The 14,843-nt window shown below is 41.3% G+C and carries 17 protein-coding genes; 4 read left to right on the forward strand and 13 right to left on the reverse strand.

Annotation, left to right across the window (positions count from 1 at the left end):
* Positions 1 to 32 precede the first annotated feature (32 nt).
* Together AN392_RS03595 and AN392_RS03600 are read left to right on the forward strand one after the other, a co-directional pair.
* Positions 33 to 1,427 carry a M28 family peptidase gene (locus tag AN392_RS03595; RefSeq protein WP_055011857.1) on the forward strand — a complete coding sequence of 465 codons (1,395 nt, stop codon included), beginning with the start codon at positions 33 to 35 and terminating at the stop codon, positions 1,425 to 1,427.
* Between the two features lie 121 nt (positions 1,428 to 1,548).
* The gene (locus AN392_RS03600; RefSeq protein ID WP_008110031.1) at positions 1,549 to 1,995 is read left to right on the forward strand and encodes a DUF4826 family protein; all 447 of its coding nucleotides are present in this window, start codon (positions 1,549 to 1,551) and stop codon (positions 1,993 to 1,995) included.
* A gap of 79 nt (positions 1,996 to 2,074) precedes the next feature.
* On the opposite strand, the gene AN392_RS03605 is transcribed toward AN392_RS03600, so the two are convergent.
* From AN392_RS03605 to AN392_RS03620, 4 genes are read right to left on the reverse strand one after another with little or no spacing between them, the layout of a single operon-like run.
* Positions 2,075 to 2,542, reverse strand: coding sequence for a glycine zipper 2TM domain-containing protein (locus AN392_RS03605; protein ID WP_010389747.1), 468 nt, complete (start codon positions 2,540 to 2,542; stop codon positions 2,075 to 2,077).
* A gap of 15 nt (positions 2,543 to 2,557) precedes the next feature.
* The gene (gene lpoB / locus AN392_RS03610; RefSeq protein ID WP_010389748.1) at positions 2,558 to 3,175 is read right to left on the reverse strand and encodes a penicillin-binding protein activator LpoB; all 618 of its coding nucleotides are present in this window, start codon (positions 3,173 to 3,175) and stop codon (positions 2,558 to 2,560) included.
* 11 nt (positions 3,176 to 3,186) lie between these two features.
* A complete protein-coding gene (locus AN392_RS03615; protein WP_054200790.1) occupies positions 3,187 to 3,612 on the reverse strand; it encodes a YcfL family protein in 426 nt (141 codons plus the stop codon).
* 8 nt (positions 3,613 to 3,620) lie between these two features.
* Positions 3,621 to 4,985: a COG3014 family protein gene (locus tag AN392_RS03620; RefSeq protein WP_055011858.1), complete on the reverse strand. Its 1,365-nt coding sequence runs from the start codon at positions 4,983 to 4,985 to the stop codon at positions 3,621 to 3,623.
* A 196-nt stretch (positions 4,986 to 5,181) separates the two neighbouring features.
* Here AN392_RS03620 and AN392_RS03625 point away from each other — a divergent pair, with 196 nt between their 5' ends.
* The gene (locus AN392_RS03625) at positions 5,182 to 6,057 is read left to right on the forward strand and encodes a DMT family transporter (protein ID WP_010389752.1); all 876 of its coding nucleotides are present in this window, start codon (positions 5,182 to 5,184) and stop codon (positions 6,055 to 6,057) included.
* On the opposite strand, the gene AN392_RS03630 is transcribed toward AN392_RS03625, so the two are convergent.
* The 7 genes from AN392_RS03630 to AN392_RS03660 form a co-directional block, all read right to left on the reverse strand.
* On the reverse strand, positions 6,044 to 6,739 hold the full coding sequence (locus AN392_RS03630) for a M15 family metallopeptidase (protein WP_055011859.1): 696 nt from the start codon (positions 6,737 to 6,739) through the stop codon (positions 6,044 to 6,046). The genes AN392_RS03625 and AN392_RS03630 overlap by 14 nt on opposite strands.
* Positions 6,739 to 7,869 (reverse strand): succinyl-diaminopimelate desuccinylase, encoded by a 1,131-nt coding sequence (gene dapE, locus AN392_RS03635; RefSeq protein WP_055011860.1) that lies wholly within the window; start codon positions 7,867 to 7,869, stop codon positions 6,739 to 6,741. The genes AN392_RS03630 and dapE overlap by 1 nt, the downstream gene beginning before the upstream one ends.
* Complete coding sequence (locus AN392_RS03640) at positions 7,869 to 8,213, reverse strand: ArsC family reductase (RefSeq protein WP_055011861.1); 345 nt, start codon at positions 8,211 to 8,213, stop codon at positions 7,869 to 7,871. Before AN392_RS03640 ends, dapE begins: the two co-directional genes overlap by 1 nt.
* A 4-nt stretch (positions 8,214 to 8,217) precedes the next feature.
* A complete protein-coding gene (locus AN392_RS03645; RefSeq protein ID WP_008110014.1) occupies positions 8,218 to 8,715 on the reverse strand; it encodes a PTS glucose transporter subunit IIA in 498 nt (165 codons plus the stop codon).
* A 6-nt stretch (positions 8,716 to 8,721) separates the two neighbouring features.
* The gene (locus AN392_RS03650) at positions 8,722 to 9,105 is read right to left on the reverse strand and encodes an ACT domain-containing protein (RefSeq protein WP_010389757.1); all 384 of its coding nucleotides are present in this window, start codon (positions 9,103 to 9,105) and stop codon (positions 8,722 to 8,724) included.
* Between the two features lie 222 nt (positions 9,106 to 9,327).
* Complete coding sequence (gene pta / locus AN392_RS03655; protein ID WP_054200797.1) at positions 9,328 to 11,481, reverse strand: phosphate acetyltransferase; 2,154 nt, start codon at positions 11,479 to 11,481, stop codon at positions 9,328 to 9,330.
* A 1-nt stretch (position 11,482) separates the two neighbouring features.
* Positions 11,483 to 12,697, reverse strand: a complete 1,215-nt coding sequence (locus AN392_RS03660; RefSeq protein ID WP_010389759.1) for an acetate kinase — start codon at positions 12,695 to 12,697, stop codon at positions 11,483 to 11,485.
* Positions 12,698 to 12,960: 263 nt separating this feature from the next.
* Here AN392_RS03660 and yfbV point away from each other — a divergent pair, with 263 nt between their 5' ends.
* A complete protein-coding gene (yfbV, locus tag AN392_RS03665) occupies positions 12,961 to 13,407 on the forward strand; it encodes a terminus macrodomain insulation protein YfbV (RefSeq protein WP_055011918.1) in 447 nt (148 codons plus the stop codon).
* Here yfbV and rlmA read toward each other — a convergent pair.
* The gene (gene rlmA / locus AN392_RS03670) at positions 13,391 to 14,194 is read right to left on the reverse strand and encodes a 23S rRNA (guanine(745)-N(1))-methyltransferase (protein ID WP_055011862.1); all 804 of its coding nucleotides are present in this window, start codon (positions 14,192 to 14,194) and stop codon (positions 13,391 to 13,393) included. The two genes, yfbV and rlmA, sit on opposite strands and share 17 nt — an antisense overlap.
* Positions 14,191 to 14,838 (reverse strand): energy-coupling factor ABC transporter permease, encoded by a 648-nt coding sequence (locus tag AN392_RS03675; RefSeq protein WP_010389767.1) that lies wholly within the window; start codon positions 14,836 to 14,838, stop codon positions 14,191 to 14,193. Before AN392_RS03675 ends, rlmA begins: the two co-directional genes overlap by 4 nt.
* Positions 14,839 to 14,843 lie beyond the last annotated feature (5 nt).

A 14,843-nucleotide genomic window follows, 5' to 3' on the forward strand; every position in this document is an offset into this window, starting at 1 on the left:
TTAAAAACATCAACAATAAGGATTAAACTGCTATGTCAATTTCACCTTTAAAGTTAGTTACTCGGATTATTAAGTATAGTGCGGTTGCATCTGTTTGTAGCGCGTCATTTTATAGTGTGGCGGCACAAACCACACAACAAGCATCATTGCACAATATTGCAGGGCAAATTTCAGCGCAGCGTATCGGAGATGATATTCAAACGTTAGTGGATTTTGGTACCCGCCATACTTTATCTGAAACTAAATCGGATACCCGTGGTATTGGCGCGGCAAGACGCTGGATAAAAAAAGAATTTGAAGCAATTTCGGCACAGTGTGGTGGCTGTTTAGAGATACTAGAAGTAAAACAAACCATCTCGGGTGAAAAGCGCATTCCTGACCCTGTGGAAGTGGTTAACATAATTGCGATTCACCGCGGTAACACCGATCCTAATCGTATGGTGATGATGTCGGGAGATATAGACTCACGGGTTAGTGATGTTATGGACTTTACTAGCGATTCACCTGGGGCAAACGATAATGCATCAGGGGTTGCCGGTGTGATTGAAGCGGCACGGGTGTTATCGCAATATACATTTAATGGCTCAGTGGTATATGCAGCACTCTCAGGTGAAGAGCAAGGTTTATTTGGCGGTAAAATTTTAACTGCTTACGCACAAAAAAATAATTGGCAAGTTCATGGTGTTTTAAATAACGACATGATTGGTAACATTACCGGCATTAATGGCGTCACAGATAACACCACTGCACGTATTTTTTCTGAAGGTACGCGTGTAGTTGAAACTAAAGAACAAGCCCGTACTCGTCGTTTTACTGGCGGCGAAGTTGACTCAGCGAGCCGTAATTTAGCGCGTTACATAGACACCATTGCTGATAAATACATTGAGAACTTAGATACCATGCTGGTATATAGGCTCGACCGTTTTGCACGAGGCGGGCATCATCGTCCGTTTAATGATGCGGGTTTTGCGGCTGTGCGTATTATGGAGACTAACGAGCATTATGACCGTCAACATCAAGACCTACGCACCGAAAATGGGGTGGTGTACGGTGATACCATTGATGGGGTTGATTTTGATTACGCCGCAAAACTAACCTCATTAAATGCGGTAAGCCTTGCGTCAATGGCGTGGGCTCCTGCGCCACCAAAAGAGGTGAAAATTAGTGGTGCCGTACGCGCCAGTACCACACTTTCTTGGCAGCCAACAGAAGATGAAAATGTAGCAGGTTATCGTATATACTGGCGCTATACTAGTGAACCACAATGGCAATACAGTCAATGGGTTGATAAGGCCAGTGAATTTACCCTAAAAAATGTGGTTATTGATAATTACTATTTTGGAGTTGCTAGCGTGAATAAACAGGGTATTGAGTCGCCAGTGGTATTCCCAGGTGCTGTGGGTTCGTTTGATCACAACATAAAGTAAGTGTACTTTGCTTAAAAACCCAGCAAACAGCTGCGAATAAGGTGTTAAGCACGCTATTTATGCTTGCGCCTTATTTGTTATGCCCTTAAAGTGTAAACAAAGAAGTAAAAAGGTTATTAAAATGCAGCAACAAGAACAAAAACCATTAACACCAGAGCAGCAAGCTGAACTTCAGCAACAAGAAATTCAATGGCAGCGCGAATGTTTTCAAAATGCGCAAAAACATTTAGCTGAAAAAGGCATTATGCCTAAAACCTTGCTTGAAAAAGAAAGCCGTTTTTTAGCGCCTTTATGCGCGCTTTGGAAATTTAAAGCGCAAAACGGTAAAAGCTACTGGGTGATCACCGGTCGTTTACCAACTGATCACGCTGAAGCGTCTGCAGCAAAAGATGCACGTGATGCCATGCGTTATTTTTCATTGCAGTGGCAGTTAAAGGCCGACCAAATTATTACCGCGGGTGCACGAGATAAAACCCAAGCCGACTTTGCAAACTTACTTATAAACCGTGCTCATGGCTTATATGAAATGCATGAAAATGAGCAGCTTTGGGCAAAAGAACCAGCTTAAAATAAGCGTAATTATCTTTTAAAAAACCTAACTTAGTTACCTAAGTTAGGTTTTTTTCAATTATGCCGTCAAAAGAATATTAATACGCGCTATCTACTCGCACCGTGTTATTGGTTAAGTAGATCAGGCGAACATTATCCCCTTGGTGAAAACGCATAGCGGGATCGTTGTCTTGTACCACCATAAATTGCTCACCACTTTCTACTTGTATCAGTAATTCAACGAGCTGTGTGTTTTCATAGCGCTGTGTTTGCTGCTGATTATGAGCAACGTTACCACCAATCACCGATCCTAAAATAGTCGCTACAGTACGACCACTGCCGCCGCCAAACTGGTTACCAATAACACCACCTAGTAAGGCACCGCCAAAGGTTTTCCAGCCGTTACTTTTGTCTTGTACTAGTTGTTGCTCAGTAATAGTGCGCACCGACTTTACTTTACCAAATAGTACTTGCTGTACAGGAACAGCTTTATTTCGTTCGTACTTGGCAAACGTTGGGGCACTTACTACTAATAAAGCGCATAAAATTAAGCTAAGCGTTTTCATAATTCGCTCCTGTTATTACCAACCAAACGTTGATTTTTCACGCGTCTTACGAATTTCAGTTTCGTCAGCCCATTCAACAAGACCGCTTTGCATATCCATTAAACGCATTGTAAATTTGTAGTACACATCGGCTTTATCTGCATTAGATTTAACAATGCTTGATAGGTTACCGTACAGCATATATTGCGCACCAATTTGCTTACCAAAAGCCACCGCAGTACTTGGGTTGACTAAGGCGTCTTCGTTTTGAAATGTAATTTGCTCACGAACCGCCTCTACACGGGTCATATCAACAAATCTAAATTTGCCGCTACGCAGTAATTGAGTAGAGATTGAGTCGGTGATTGATTCTGTATCTATGTGTTCACTGGTTTTATTTTTAATACGCTCTACAAATACCACAGGGCGTGTATTGGCGGTCATAGTACCAACCACAGGCGAACTAAGCAGAGAGTCGGTCATTTGCGAGGCAACTTTTTGTAAGTCAGTAGAGCCAAAGTTTATATCTGTGGTTTCTACGGCTTGGGCATCACCATAGCTGACAACAGCTTTGTTGGCACAGCCTGCAAGTGTCAGTGCCGCTAATCCTAAAATTGCATAACTAGACAGTGATTTAAATTGTTTATTGATCATCATGATTTCCTTTAATCTTTAAATTCTTGTGCGTCGGTTGAAACTTCTCTTACAGCTAATGAGAAGGTAACGGCATTAGAGCTAGGTGCTAGTCCTGCAAGCTGAGTTTTAGCAAAGCCAAATAATGTTAGGGCTTGCCACGGTGAGTGATTGCCTTTAATAACAAAGCCATCTTTATCAAACCAGTTAAATTGATACTGTAAGTATTGCGACTTTTTATAGGTACTCGCTAAAGTAACCACCACGTCGGTAAGGTTATTTGTTTGACGCGTTTTTACATCACTTATTAAAAGCTTTTTCGCTAATTGTGGATTATTAACATTGAGCTGCTCTTTGTAAGCGTTGGTAGTTTGCTCAACCCCAATACCTGAGGTTACAGGTCGGCTGCTACACGCGCTGAGCATAATTAACGCAATAACGGGAAGTATGTATTTCATGATGGCTCCTAAAGTTGCACTACATGGGAGTTAAAATAGTTATTAACAGAGGTTAGGTAGATTAACGTTAACCCTTGCTTACTAACGGTAAAATTTATTGGCGGTTGCGAGCCAACGTTTAGAGTATGTTCGCCTGCTTTTACTGCGCTGCGGGCAAGGCTGATCTGATTAGGCAGGGTAAGCCAACTACGCGTATCTGCTTGCTCAGATGCAAGATTATACAAATTTGCCAAAATGTTCCCCACATCACCGGCACTGCGCGCAAGCTCTGCACGCATTTTTTCTTTAGCGACAAGACGTAATATTTGCCTTGAAACACGCGCAGCTACTTGCTGCTCTAACGTTTTAGCGGCCAGTGCCTCTAAATGCACTAACGGACTTAATGCTAATACTTGGTTATTAACTTTTATATTATTCACGGCGCTGCTGTAGGCGTTATTTATATAAACGGGCATTGCTAAGCTATAAAAGCGGGCATCCCCTTGCGAAGTATAAATAGGCAATCGCAATTTAAACTCGTGCTGTTTTGGTATTAGGCCTTGTTCAAATAATATAACCACTTCGCCTTGATTTTTATCTATGGTGTTTACTTCACCAAACTGTCGCTTAAATTGTTTGTAGTCATCCGCAAAGCCTTGCTGCTTAGCAAGGCGCAATATATCTTGCTGTAAATACTGATTATTAGGTTGTATTTCGAGTGCTTTTTTATAGTCTATGTAGGCATCATCGCCTTGCTTTGCCGTTTCATATAACAACCCTGATAAGTAAAACGTGTACGCATTTTGAAAGCCATTTTTTACCGAGCGAGTTAAATTATCCATGTCTGGGTAGTGTTGCTGTGCTTGAGCAACGGCATTATCAAACTCGCTTTGATTACCGAGTAGTGCATCAACTTGTACTTTATTGGCACGGCGTATTTCAACTAACGCGCTCTCAATATCGCGTTTATAAACATAATTAAGTGCTTTGTAGCTATGCAACATACTCATTTCGTAGGCTGGTGGGATATAACCTATTGCTGAATCGTTAGTTAACAGCGCATTACTTTGTTCAAGCCCTGCACTTACTTGTATTTTGGCTGCTTGGCGCTTTGCTTGCATCTGTTGGTAGACAGTTTCAAAATATGTTTGCGCACTATCTGGATTATTAGCTAAATCAGCAATACGCCCTTGCTCTAATTGGTTCAGTAAATAATTACTGTGGGCTTTACTGTTGGTTTTTATAAGGGTGCGTGCATTTTCAATATTATTATTGCTAATAGCTTGCCTAACAGGGGTGGTGTTTGTGGCATAATCATTAAACAAGTCGTTAAAGCCAATAGTGCTGCAACCACTTACAATAAAGCAAAAACTGAAAATTAAAATGTGACGCACACGCACTCCTTTTATCTATTTTATAAGGTTAACACATGGCTTATAAATGTAGGTGTGAAAGATTGTAAAAAAGCGTAGTGTATAAACATTAAAGCTTTATCATTAAAAAATAACCATATTAACGTTTACAACAATGGACGCTAATTTAATCTGTATATAAATACGGTATATATTTATCAACACGTTAGGAATTTATTTGAAAGCCACTCTGTTTACTATTATCGCGTTAGTTGCCTTTGCTGCCAATTCGTTATTGTGTCGCTTAGCATTAGCTCAAGGTTATATTGATGCGTGGAATTTCACTGTTATACGGCTTCTCAGCGGGGCAGTGTGTTTGGCTATTATTATGCTGCTCTATACAAAGCAATTAAATAAAAAAGCACAATTAAGTAGCTCCGTTATTAACGATATCGGAAGCTGGCGAAGCAGTGTGAGCTTGCTGATATATGCGCTGTGTTTTTCTATAGCTTATATAGAGCTAGATACCGGTATGGGCGCGCTTATTTTATTCTCCGCGGTGCAATTTACCATGATCGGCTGGGGCATCTATAAGCAAGAGCGCTTAACCGCTGTGCAATGGCTTGCATTTATTGTGGCGTTTGTGGCTTTTGTTTATTTAATGCTGCCTTCGCAAACAGCGCCACCGGTAATGGCGGCAGTATTAATGAGCATAAGTGGCGTGGCATGGGGAATATACAGTATTAGAGGCAAAGCGTGTGTGTCACCACTTAGGGCCACCACTTATAACTTTATTCGCAGCTTATTAGTGCTACCTATTTTAATTGTGGTGGGTATGAGCCAGCTTAAAAATGTACGTATGGAAGGGGTGTTACTTGCAATAGCCTCAGGTGCCATCGCATCAGGCGTAGGTTATAGTATTTGGTATGTGGCTATGCCTTTATTAAAAAGCACGCATGCAGCTATAGTGCAGTTATGCGTGCCCGTTTTGGCAGCTATTGCAGGAGCGGTGTTTTTATCAGAAACCTTAACTGTGCAATTTATGCTCCCCAGCAGTATCATTTTACTGGCTGTATTGGTTTTTACGTTAAATAAAAAAACTAACACCGCTTAGCAGGTGGGCTCACATTAAGCACAAAGCGTTCATATAAAGCAGGTAAGTGGGTTAAAATAGCGTCTTTACCTAATAAATCACTCTCTTTAATGCAGTTGTGTAATACCTCAACTGACAGGTGCCTCATAAGCTGCTCTGATTGCTCAATGTGACTAATATGCCAAAGTTCTGGGGCAACACCGCCTAAATCATGCTGATAAGGCCGATAAAATCCAAATTCTGCTAGGTGAGTGTCTAGCCATTGACTCAGTTCGGCAAAAGGCCCGCCATGCTGATATTCATCGGGGGTTAGTTGCAACACATAGTCGTCACTCACTGCGCTTTTATCAAAAATATCTAAGTCAGTGCCTAAATGATGGCGACTTGCCCCTGGCAGTGCAGAGTACAGCATTATGGCGGTACATTTTTCAATATCACTCAGTGAATTTAGTTCAACGGCTTGTTGCGCTTTATTTAACACCACGCGCTTATTTGAAAATTTAGCATTCCAAATAGCCGATTGACGATTAAAATCCCGAAAACTTGATGCAATACATAAACCAAAACCAGCGGATGCGGCCGCTGATTGTAGTGCAACAAAGTCGTTGATAATATTGGCATGCAAATAATGGTTTTGTATGGCGACTAGGTGTGCATCACTTTGTCCGGTGATGCATTGTGTGAGTTCTTTATTTGCAGTCATTAAGTTAACAGTCGTTCTAATATTTGTTCATAAATATCGGCCAGCGCGATCAGGTCATCTGTGCTAACACACTCATCAACTTTATGAATTGTGGCGTTACGTGGCCCCAGCTCGATTACTTTAGCGCCGGTTTGAGCAATAAAGCGGCCATCTGATGTCCCACCTGTTGTTTCTAAATTAGTGGTTAAGCCAGTTACTGATTTAATCGCAGCGACGGTAGCATCAACTAACGGACCGTGATCGGTTAAAAACGGTAGGCCATTTACAATCCAATTTAGTTCGTAATTCAAATTGTGTTTTTGTAAAATCGCGTTCACTTTTTGTTGCAGCTGCTGATGAGTAACTTCGGTGCTAAACCTAAAGTTAAATTGTACTTCAAGCTCACCGGGTATCACATTACCGGCACCTGTGCCGCCATTAATGTTCGAGATTTGAAAGCTGGTGGCAGGAAAGAAGTCGTTACCCATATCCCACACAGTTTGGCTTAATTCAGTTAATGCTGGCGTGGCTAAATGAATTGGGTTTTGCGCTAAGTGTGGGTAAGCCACATGCCCTTGCACACCGGCGATAGTTAAAAAACCAGTTAGAGAACCACGACGACCATTTTTAACCACATCACCGAGTACATCGCGCGATGAAGGCTCACCAACAAGGCACATATCAATTTTTTCACCGCGCTCTTCTAAAGTATCTATTACGCGGGTAGTGCCGTTGATAAAAGGGCCTTCTTCATCTGAGGTAATTAAAAACGAGATAGAGCCTTTATGATCAGGGTGCTTAGATACAAAACGCTCTGTGGCTACAACCATAGCTGCCAGTGAGCCTTTCATGTCGGCTGCGCCACGCCCATGTAATAAACCGTCTTCAATTAGACCAGCAAAAGGCGGGTGCTGCCAATTTTTTTCAGGCCCTGTGGGCACCACATCGGTATGACCGGCAAAACAAAAATGGGGTGATTTCGTGCCTTTTCGTGCCCAAGTATTGAGCGTGTCAGTAAAAAAGAGCGATTCAATATCAAAGCCAATTGCACTAAGACGCTCATTCATCATGTGTTGGCAGCCTGCATCTTCAGGGGTAACCGACTCTCGCTGAATTAAGGCTTGGGCTAGGGTAATTACTGGATGGGTCATTATTTAAAGATCTCATCGTATTGTGCTGTTTTAAAGCCTAAGTGATATTGCCCATCATTAATAAGAACAGGGCGTTTAATCATTGCAGGTTGTTCAACCAATATATCGATAGCAGTTTGCTTAGTTAAGCTTTGCTTTTGCTCATCAGGCAAGGCTCTGTATGTTGTGCCACGTTTATTAACAAGTTGTTCCCAGTCAATATGCTCTGCAAAATCGCTAACCATATTATGATTAACGCCATCTTTACGATAGTCATGGAAAGTGAACGCGATGTCATTATCGCTTAGGTATTTTTTTGCTTTTTTAATAGTGTCGCAGTTGCTAATGCCATAGAGAGTGATCATAAACCTACTTCTTTTTGATAATAGTTAATAAGGTATCTACACCAGCATTGACCTGCGGGTGAGAATAATGAAAAGTGCCTAAGTCGTGGCCATTGAGTATGATAAGGCTAGCTAAAATAGGCGCATCGAGTTCACGCAAATCAAAGTAAGCGAGGCGCTGTCCTTTGGTTATTTTGCTGCCATTAAGCTGAGCAATATGAGTATGCGTGAGAGTTTGAGAATCGGGTACGGCTAAGTTTATTAATACTTTTAAGCCATTTTTAGCTTTTAGAATAAATTCGCACCCGCCGCTTTTAACTTGCAATAAAGTGCCATTAAATGGCGCTAACACTTTATGGCTGGTTAAGCTGACAATAATCCCTGGCCCCAAAGTTCCAAAGCGGAAAAAAGCTTCAGGATGCGCGTCCATCTGCATAACTTTGCCACTGAATGGGCTAGTTATTTGTATCGCGCTTCGGCCAATTTTATTTTTAGTTAAATAGCTAACGTCTTCAGATTTCATTATTAATTAAGTTACCACATTGTAGCCATCGGCTCTAAGAGCAGCCATCGCTTTGTTGACTGTTTGCTTTTTTACTAAGATATAGTCGGTGTCATAGGTTGAAATTGAAAAAATTGACACGCCAGCTCTTGCTAATACTCCTGAAATATTTGCCATAATACCGGTTAACGAAAACCCTAAGGGGCCAATTACTTCTAATGCTTGCCAATTCGATTCTGTATCTTGGCTATCAATTATAAAGTCATCAGGGCAAACGACCGAGAGTTCATCGTGCGTTTTTGAAATAAAAAATAATGGTTGCTTTAACAGGGCAGGAGGGATGTCGGCATCAAGCGCTAAACTATGAATTGATAAAACAGTGCTGTGTAATTGTAGTGTTTGTTTTGACATAAAACCCATCCCTAGCAGCAAGATAATAGCTTTATAGTATAGAGTATTGAATCTAAGTTAAAGGCCCAAACTGAGCCGTTGTTAAAGTTTTTATTAATTAAAAAATAATTGTCCACAATTTCTGTGGATAAGCTTGGGGGTTGTAAGGTATAAATAGCCTAACCTATTAATAAGTAATTAAAAAATGGCTAGGCTATAAAAAGGACATGTTAGTTAAAGGGGTTAATTAAGTGCCTCAGCTTGCGCTGCTTGAATGGCAGTTAAAGCAATGGTATACACTATGTCGTCAACTAATGCGCCACGGCTTAAGTCGTTAACTGGTTTACGCATCCCTTGCAGCATCGGACCGATACTGATCAAATCAGCGCTTCGTTGTACCGCTTTATAGGTGGTGTTGCCAGTATTTAAATCAGGGAATATAAATACCGTTGCTTTACCTGCAACAGGGCTGTTAGGTGCTTTTTTAATCGCTACACTTTCCATAATCGCTGCATCATATTGTAGTGGTCCATCTATAATTAGATCTGGGCGCTTTTGCTGGGCAAGCTTAGTTGCCGCTCGCACTTTTTCTACATCAGCCCCACTGCCTGAGTCACCGGTGCTGTAACTTATCATGGCTACGCGAGGTTCAATACCAAATGCTGCTGCTGAGTCGGCAGATTGAATTGCAATGTCAGCTAGTTGTTCGGCATTAGGATCGGGATTAATAGCGCAATCACCATAAACCAAAACCTGATCAGGCAATAGCATAAAGAATACAGAAGACACTAATGATGAACCTGGCGCGGTTTTAATTAACTGTAACGGTGGGCGAATAGTATTTGCAGTGGTGTTTACCGCACCCGATACCAGGCCATCGACTTTACCTTGCTCTAGCATCATAGTGCCAAGTACGACGTGATCTTGAAGTTGCTCTTGGGCGACTACTTCGGTAAGACCTTTATTTTTACGAATTTCCACCATAGGTGCTACGTAATCATTTATGATACTGCTTGGCTCAATTACAGTTACATGCTCGTTAAGCTCAATGCCTTGTTGCTCGGCTATACGTAGTATTTCATCACGGTCACCCAATAAAATTGTTTTAGCAATGCCCCGCTGGCCACAAATAGCGGCTGCTTTAATGGTTCTAGGTTCGTTACCCTCAGGCAGTACAATTGTTTTTTCGGCTTTTCGAGCTTTTTCAGTTAATAAATACCTAAAGGCAGGAGGGGATAGTTTTCGGGTTTTTCCCACACTTTTAGCTAAGGTATCTAACCAATCAGAATCTATATACTCTGCGTTATGATCTTTTACCTTTTCAATGCGCTGTTCATCATCGCTTGGCACTTCTAGGTTAAAGTTATGCAGTAATAACGAGGTGCGCCAAGTGTCCCCTTCGGTTGCTAAAATAGGCAGCCCTGTTTGCATGGCTTGTTCGCACAGCGCCATGATGCGCGGCTCAGGCTCAAAGCCACCGGTGAGCAAAATAGCACCTAGTTTAGTACCATTCATAGCAGACAAGCAGGCTGCAACCAATATATCTGAACGATCGCCTGGGGTGACCAATAACGCACCTGGGGTAAAGTAATTTAGAATATTTGATACCGTGCGGGCGCAAAAAGTAATGCGTCTTAGTCGACGATGCACCATGTCGCCTTCGTTAATAATAGTTGCTTTTAAATAGGCACTTAAATCTTTAACGCGCGGCGCGACCAGCTCAAAATCCCACGGAATGGCACCAAGTAACATAAAAGGATTTTTTCTAAAAATAGGTAAAGAGGCCAGACGGTTAAGCTCGTTATCCAGTGCTTCTGGCTTGTAAGTATCGACTAAATCAGCGCGAGCACGACCTTCTTCATCTAGAGGGGCATTTACTTTATTGAAAATACAACCCAGCACACGAGGGTGATCTATGCCACCGTAATTTCCAGCAGCAATTTCAAGGCGATCTTCAATTTGGGTAATACTGTAATTCCCAGGGGTAAGCACAAATACAATATCGGCCCCTAAGGTTTGTGCAATTTCACGGTTTATGCGCCCCGCATAAGGTTGGCGTCGAGTAGGCACCATTCCTTCTATTATGGCCACTTCGTCATCGTTGATCTTACTTTGAAAACGCTCAACAATTTCCTCTAATAAGTCATCACCTTTACCATCACCAATCATTTGTTCTGCGTAATCGAGCGCAAACGGTGTTGGCGGCTTAATTGGTGAGCCTTGAGTGACAATTTGGGTCGATTTTTCAGGGCCTGTTTCACCTGCACGCGGCTGGGCGATAGGTTTGAAAAAGTTAACCTTAACCGTCTTTTGTTCTAGCGCTCTTACTAAACCAACTGATACTGAGGTTAAACCTACCCCTGTAGAGATAGGAACCAACATAATACGACGAGCCATATTATAACTCCTTGGTGATGTTTGCGGCGTCGAGTGCAATAACCCATTCTTCGTTGGTAGGCATAACCACCGCTTTGCTTGTTGAATTTGCAGCGCTAATTAATCCAGCTTGGCCAAACCGTGCATCAAGGTTTGCTTGAGGGTCTAAATTGATACCTAAAAAGGCTAACTGTGTAAGTACTTTTTCGCGAATAATATCCGAATTCTCGCCAATCCCACCAGTAAAAATAAGCGCATCTAATTTTTGCAGCGGTACCATGTAGGCGGCTATTTGTTTTGCTAAGCGGTAGCAAAACATATTAAGCGCCAGCATGGCTTGCGAGTTGCCAGCAATGGCAGCCTCTTCAATAGTACGGCAATCGTTTGATAGCTCGCTTATTCCTAATAAGCCACTTTTTTGATTTAGCAGGTCATCAATTTGCTGTGCGGTGTAATCAAGTTGGGTCGTTAAAAAGTTAAATAGCCCTGGATCAATGTCGCCACAACGGGTACCCATAACAAGTCCTTCAAGCGGGGTTAAGCCCATGCTAGTGTCGACACTTTTACCGTTTTTAATCGCACACACAGAGCAGCCATTGCCTAAGTGGGCGCTAATAAAGTTACTTTCTTCAACAGGTAAAGACAACATTTTAGCGGTTTGACCTGCTACATAAAAATGGCTAGTGCCATGAAATCCATAGCGTCTAACCCCAAAGTCTTTATAAAGCTGATAAGGAAGGGCATATAGATAAGCAACCTCATCCATAGTTTGATGAAATGCGGTATCAAACACAGCTATTTGTGGTAAATCTTTAAATGATGCTTGTGCTGATGAAATACCTAGTAAATTAGCGTGACCATGTAAGGGGGCCAGTGTGGCTGCTTGGGTAATACCTGCAATGACGTTTTCGTCAATTAAAACTGATTGGGTAAAGTGCTCACCGCCATGTACAACACGATGACCCACTGCCACTAATTGCTCGTCGAGGTTGTGATCTTTTATCAAATCAACCAGCGTATCAATTGCATGGGCATGTGCCTGGTTAGCAGCAAGCTTAATAGTGGTTTTTTCTCCCTTAAACTTATATTTAATTGAGGGAGCATCATCACCTAGGCGCTCAGCTAAACCTGATATGATGTCGTTTCCTGTGTTTGCATCAATAATCGCAAACTTTAGACTTGAGCTTCCACAATTGAGTACCAAAACGTGGTTTGGATTATTTGGGAGTGTTGGCATAGATTCATTTTCCATTTAAGTATTAATCAGTACACTTGGTTGATGTATAAGCCTTTGTGGCTTAAATAAGTGTAGACTAAAGTGTAGTAGACTTTATTAAAAGGGCTTTGTGAAATTCTTTCGATAATTTATGCTTTTTGTGAGTTTTACTAATGAAATTGAGCATTTTTACCGATAAAGTGAAAGCAGCGATAATTGTGTTACACTTTTATAAGTATTACGTTTGTTTAAGTGTTACAAACCGTGACTATGAGGATTTATTAATGCAAAAAAGTGTGATGTCGCAAGTTCAATTAGGGTGTTCTTATGCTAAAACATGGCCAATGCGAAAAGAGGTTGCGCCATTATTTGCAGAATTTAAAGTGATCAGAGCCACAGAGCTTGCGATTACAGTTATGCCAATATTAGCCATGCTGACCCTGTTTTTTCAGATTAATTATTTAGGCTCGGATTTTCTGCCCCAAGCGATTGCCAGTAGTCTGTTTTTTATCTCGTTGCCATTACAAGGGCTTTTATGGTTGGGTAAACGTGCGCAAACTGAATTAGAGCCTGCTATGCAGCAATGGTATAACGAGTTATTTGCAAAAATGGTTGCTAACGGTTATGACGCGCAAATGGGAAAAAACAAGCCCCGCTATTTGGAGCTTGCCGAATTACTAAAAGATATGTTCGATAAAATGGATAAAACGTTTACTAAAGAGCAGTTTTAGTAAATTGCGTAATGTAAAATGACAATGTGACGCTATGCTGTTGTTTTTGCTCAAGTGCTTGCCAATGTTCTGGTCTAAACTTCCACGCAAATGGCGTCATCATAATTAAGTTCTTAACATCGTTAAATGTAAGCGATACCTGCTCTGTGATTAATTGTTGCGATGTATTTTCAAAGCCCGCAGGTGCTGCTATTCCAGTGTGTTCGTTTACGTTGCTATAAATATAATCTTTTAGTTCTTTCAAATGAGTTGGGCCTGGGCTTGCCACAATTAAGCAACCATTATCTTTGACCAGACGTGCAAGTTCACTGTCAAATAAAGGCGCAAATACACTAACCAAAACGTCAGCAAGGTGATCATCAAAAGGCGCTTGGCTAATTGAAGCAACACTAAAATGGCATTGTTTGTAACGTTTTGCCGCATATTTTACTGCCGACTTTGATATATCCACACCGTATACGCTAGCCTGGCTGTTGTTAGCAATAGCATGAGTATAAAACCCTTCACCACACCCTAAATCAATTACTATTTCAGCATTAAGTGGCTTTACCATATTGGCTAAAGCAGTTTGTAAAAAGCCATAATAACCTTGTTCTAAAAATAAGCGCCTAGCCTGTACCATTTCTAATGAATCGCCAGGCTGTTTAGAATTTTTGTTTTGCACAGGGAGTAAGTTTACGTAGCCTTCTCTGGCAAAATCGAAGCTGTGATTGTTATCGCATCGTAATGTTTTATCATTGAGTGCTAGTGGCTGTTTACAAATAGGGCAATGGTAATGAAGACTCATGAGCCTAAATAGTCCTTATCAAAAAAAGTTTTTACCCAATGTGGGCGATAGGTGATCAGTACAGTGATTGCCATACCGTTTAGCATAGCTTCAGGAAAGGCCAAAATAGGACTTAGGTAAATATAATTCTCGCTCAGCTGATGCCAACTATATTCACCTATTGTGTAATAAAAAGCGCCACCGAGTATAATGTTAATACAGGCAACGACACCCGCTGTTAAAAAGCTACAAACAAATATATAGATAAAAAAATGCCGTGCTAAATAGTGATAACACACGATAAAAACTAAATAGCTGAATAACACCGGTATAAACGCACTAATGATGAGTTTTAATGCGACTAATTCAGGTGTTATTTGTCCAAAAGCAGTTAAAAGCGCTGTTGCGAGTACACAACTTAATATAGCAAGACGCCAACCTAATGTTAGGGTAACTGCGGTAATGCCTAAAATATGCAGATCGAGACCGGGTAAAATACCGGCCTTTATACGCCATAACAAAGCGAGTACCAGTGCACAGGCAAACACACCTGATTGTCTTGCTGGGGTATTAAATAAATTACTGTATGTTGATTTGTTAACGCTTAAAAAGCCGATAACGATGACAACAATCCACAGTAACCCTTGCAACTGCACGCTTAACATAATTA

Source organism: Pseudoalteromonas sp. P1-16-1b (genome assembly GCF_001401785.1).
Classification (GTDB): Bacteria; Pseudomonadota; Gammaproteobacteria; order Enterobacterales; family Alteromonadaceae; genus Pseudoalteromonas; species Pseudoalteromonas undina.

Bases quoted from the DNA above. Each gene is read 5' to 3' on its own strand.
- AN392_RS03595 (WP_055011857.1), top strand. From the start codon at position 33: ATGTCAATTTCACCTTTAAAGTTAGTTACTCGGATTATTAAGTATAGT.
- AN392_RS03600 (WP_008110031.1), top strand. From the start codon at position 1,549: ATGCAGCAACAAGAACAAAAACCATTAACACCAGAGCAGCAAGCTGAA.
- AN392_RS03605 (WP_010389747.1), bottom strand. From the start codon at position 2,542: ATGAAAACGCTTAGCTTAATTTTATGCGCTTTATTAGTAGTAAGTGCC.
- lpoB (WP_010389748.1), bottom strand. From the start codon at position 3,175: ATGATCAATAAACAATTTAAATCACTGTCTAGTTATGCAATTTTAGGA.
- AN392_RS03615 (WP_054200790.1), bottom strand. From the start codon at position 3,612: ATGAAATACATACTTCCCGTTATTGCGTTAATTATGCTCAGCGCGTGT.
- AN392_RS03630 (WP_055011859.1), bottom strand. From the start codon at position 6,739: ATGACTGCAAATAAAGAACTCACACAATGCATCACCGGACAAAGTGAT.
- dapE (WP_055011860.1), bottom strand. From the start codon at position 7,869: ATGACCCATCCAGTAATTACCCTAGCCCAAGCCTTAATTCAGCGAGAG.
- AN392_RS03640 (WP_055011861.1), bottom strand. From the start codon at position 8,213: ATGATCACTCTCTATGGCATTAGCAACTGCGACACTATTAAAAAAGCA.
- AN392_RS03645 (WP_008110014.1), bottom strand. From the start codon at position 8,715: ATGAAATCTGAAGACGTTAGCTATTTAACTAAAAATAAAATTGGCCGA.
- AN392_RS03650 (WP_010389757.1), bottom strand. From the start codon at position 9,105: ATGTCAAAACAAACACTACAATTACACAGCACTGTTTTATCAATTCAT.
- pta (WP_054200797.1), bottom strand. From the start codon at position 11,481: ATGGCTCGTCGTATTATGTTGGTTCCTATCTCTACAGGGGTAGGTTTA.
- AN392_RS03660 (WP_010389759.1), bottom strand. From the start codon at position 12,697: ATGCCAACACTCCCAAATAATCCAAACCACGTTTTGGTACTCAATTGT.
- yfbV (WP_055011918.1), top strand. From the start codon at position 12,961: ATGCAAAAAAGTGTGATGTCGCAAGTTCAATTAGGGTGTTCTTATGCT.
- rlmA (WP_055011862.1), bottom strand. From the start codon at position 14,194: ATGAGTCTTCATTACCATTGCCCTATTTGTAAACAGCCACTAGCACTC.
- AN392_RS03675 (WP_010389767.1), bottom strand. From the start codon at position 14,838: ATGTTAAGCGTGCAGTTGCAAGGGTTACTGTGGATTGTTGTCATCGTT.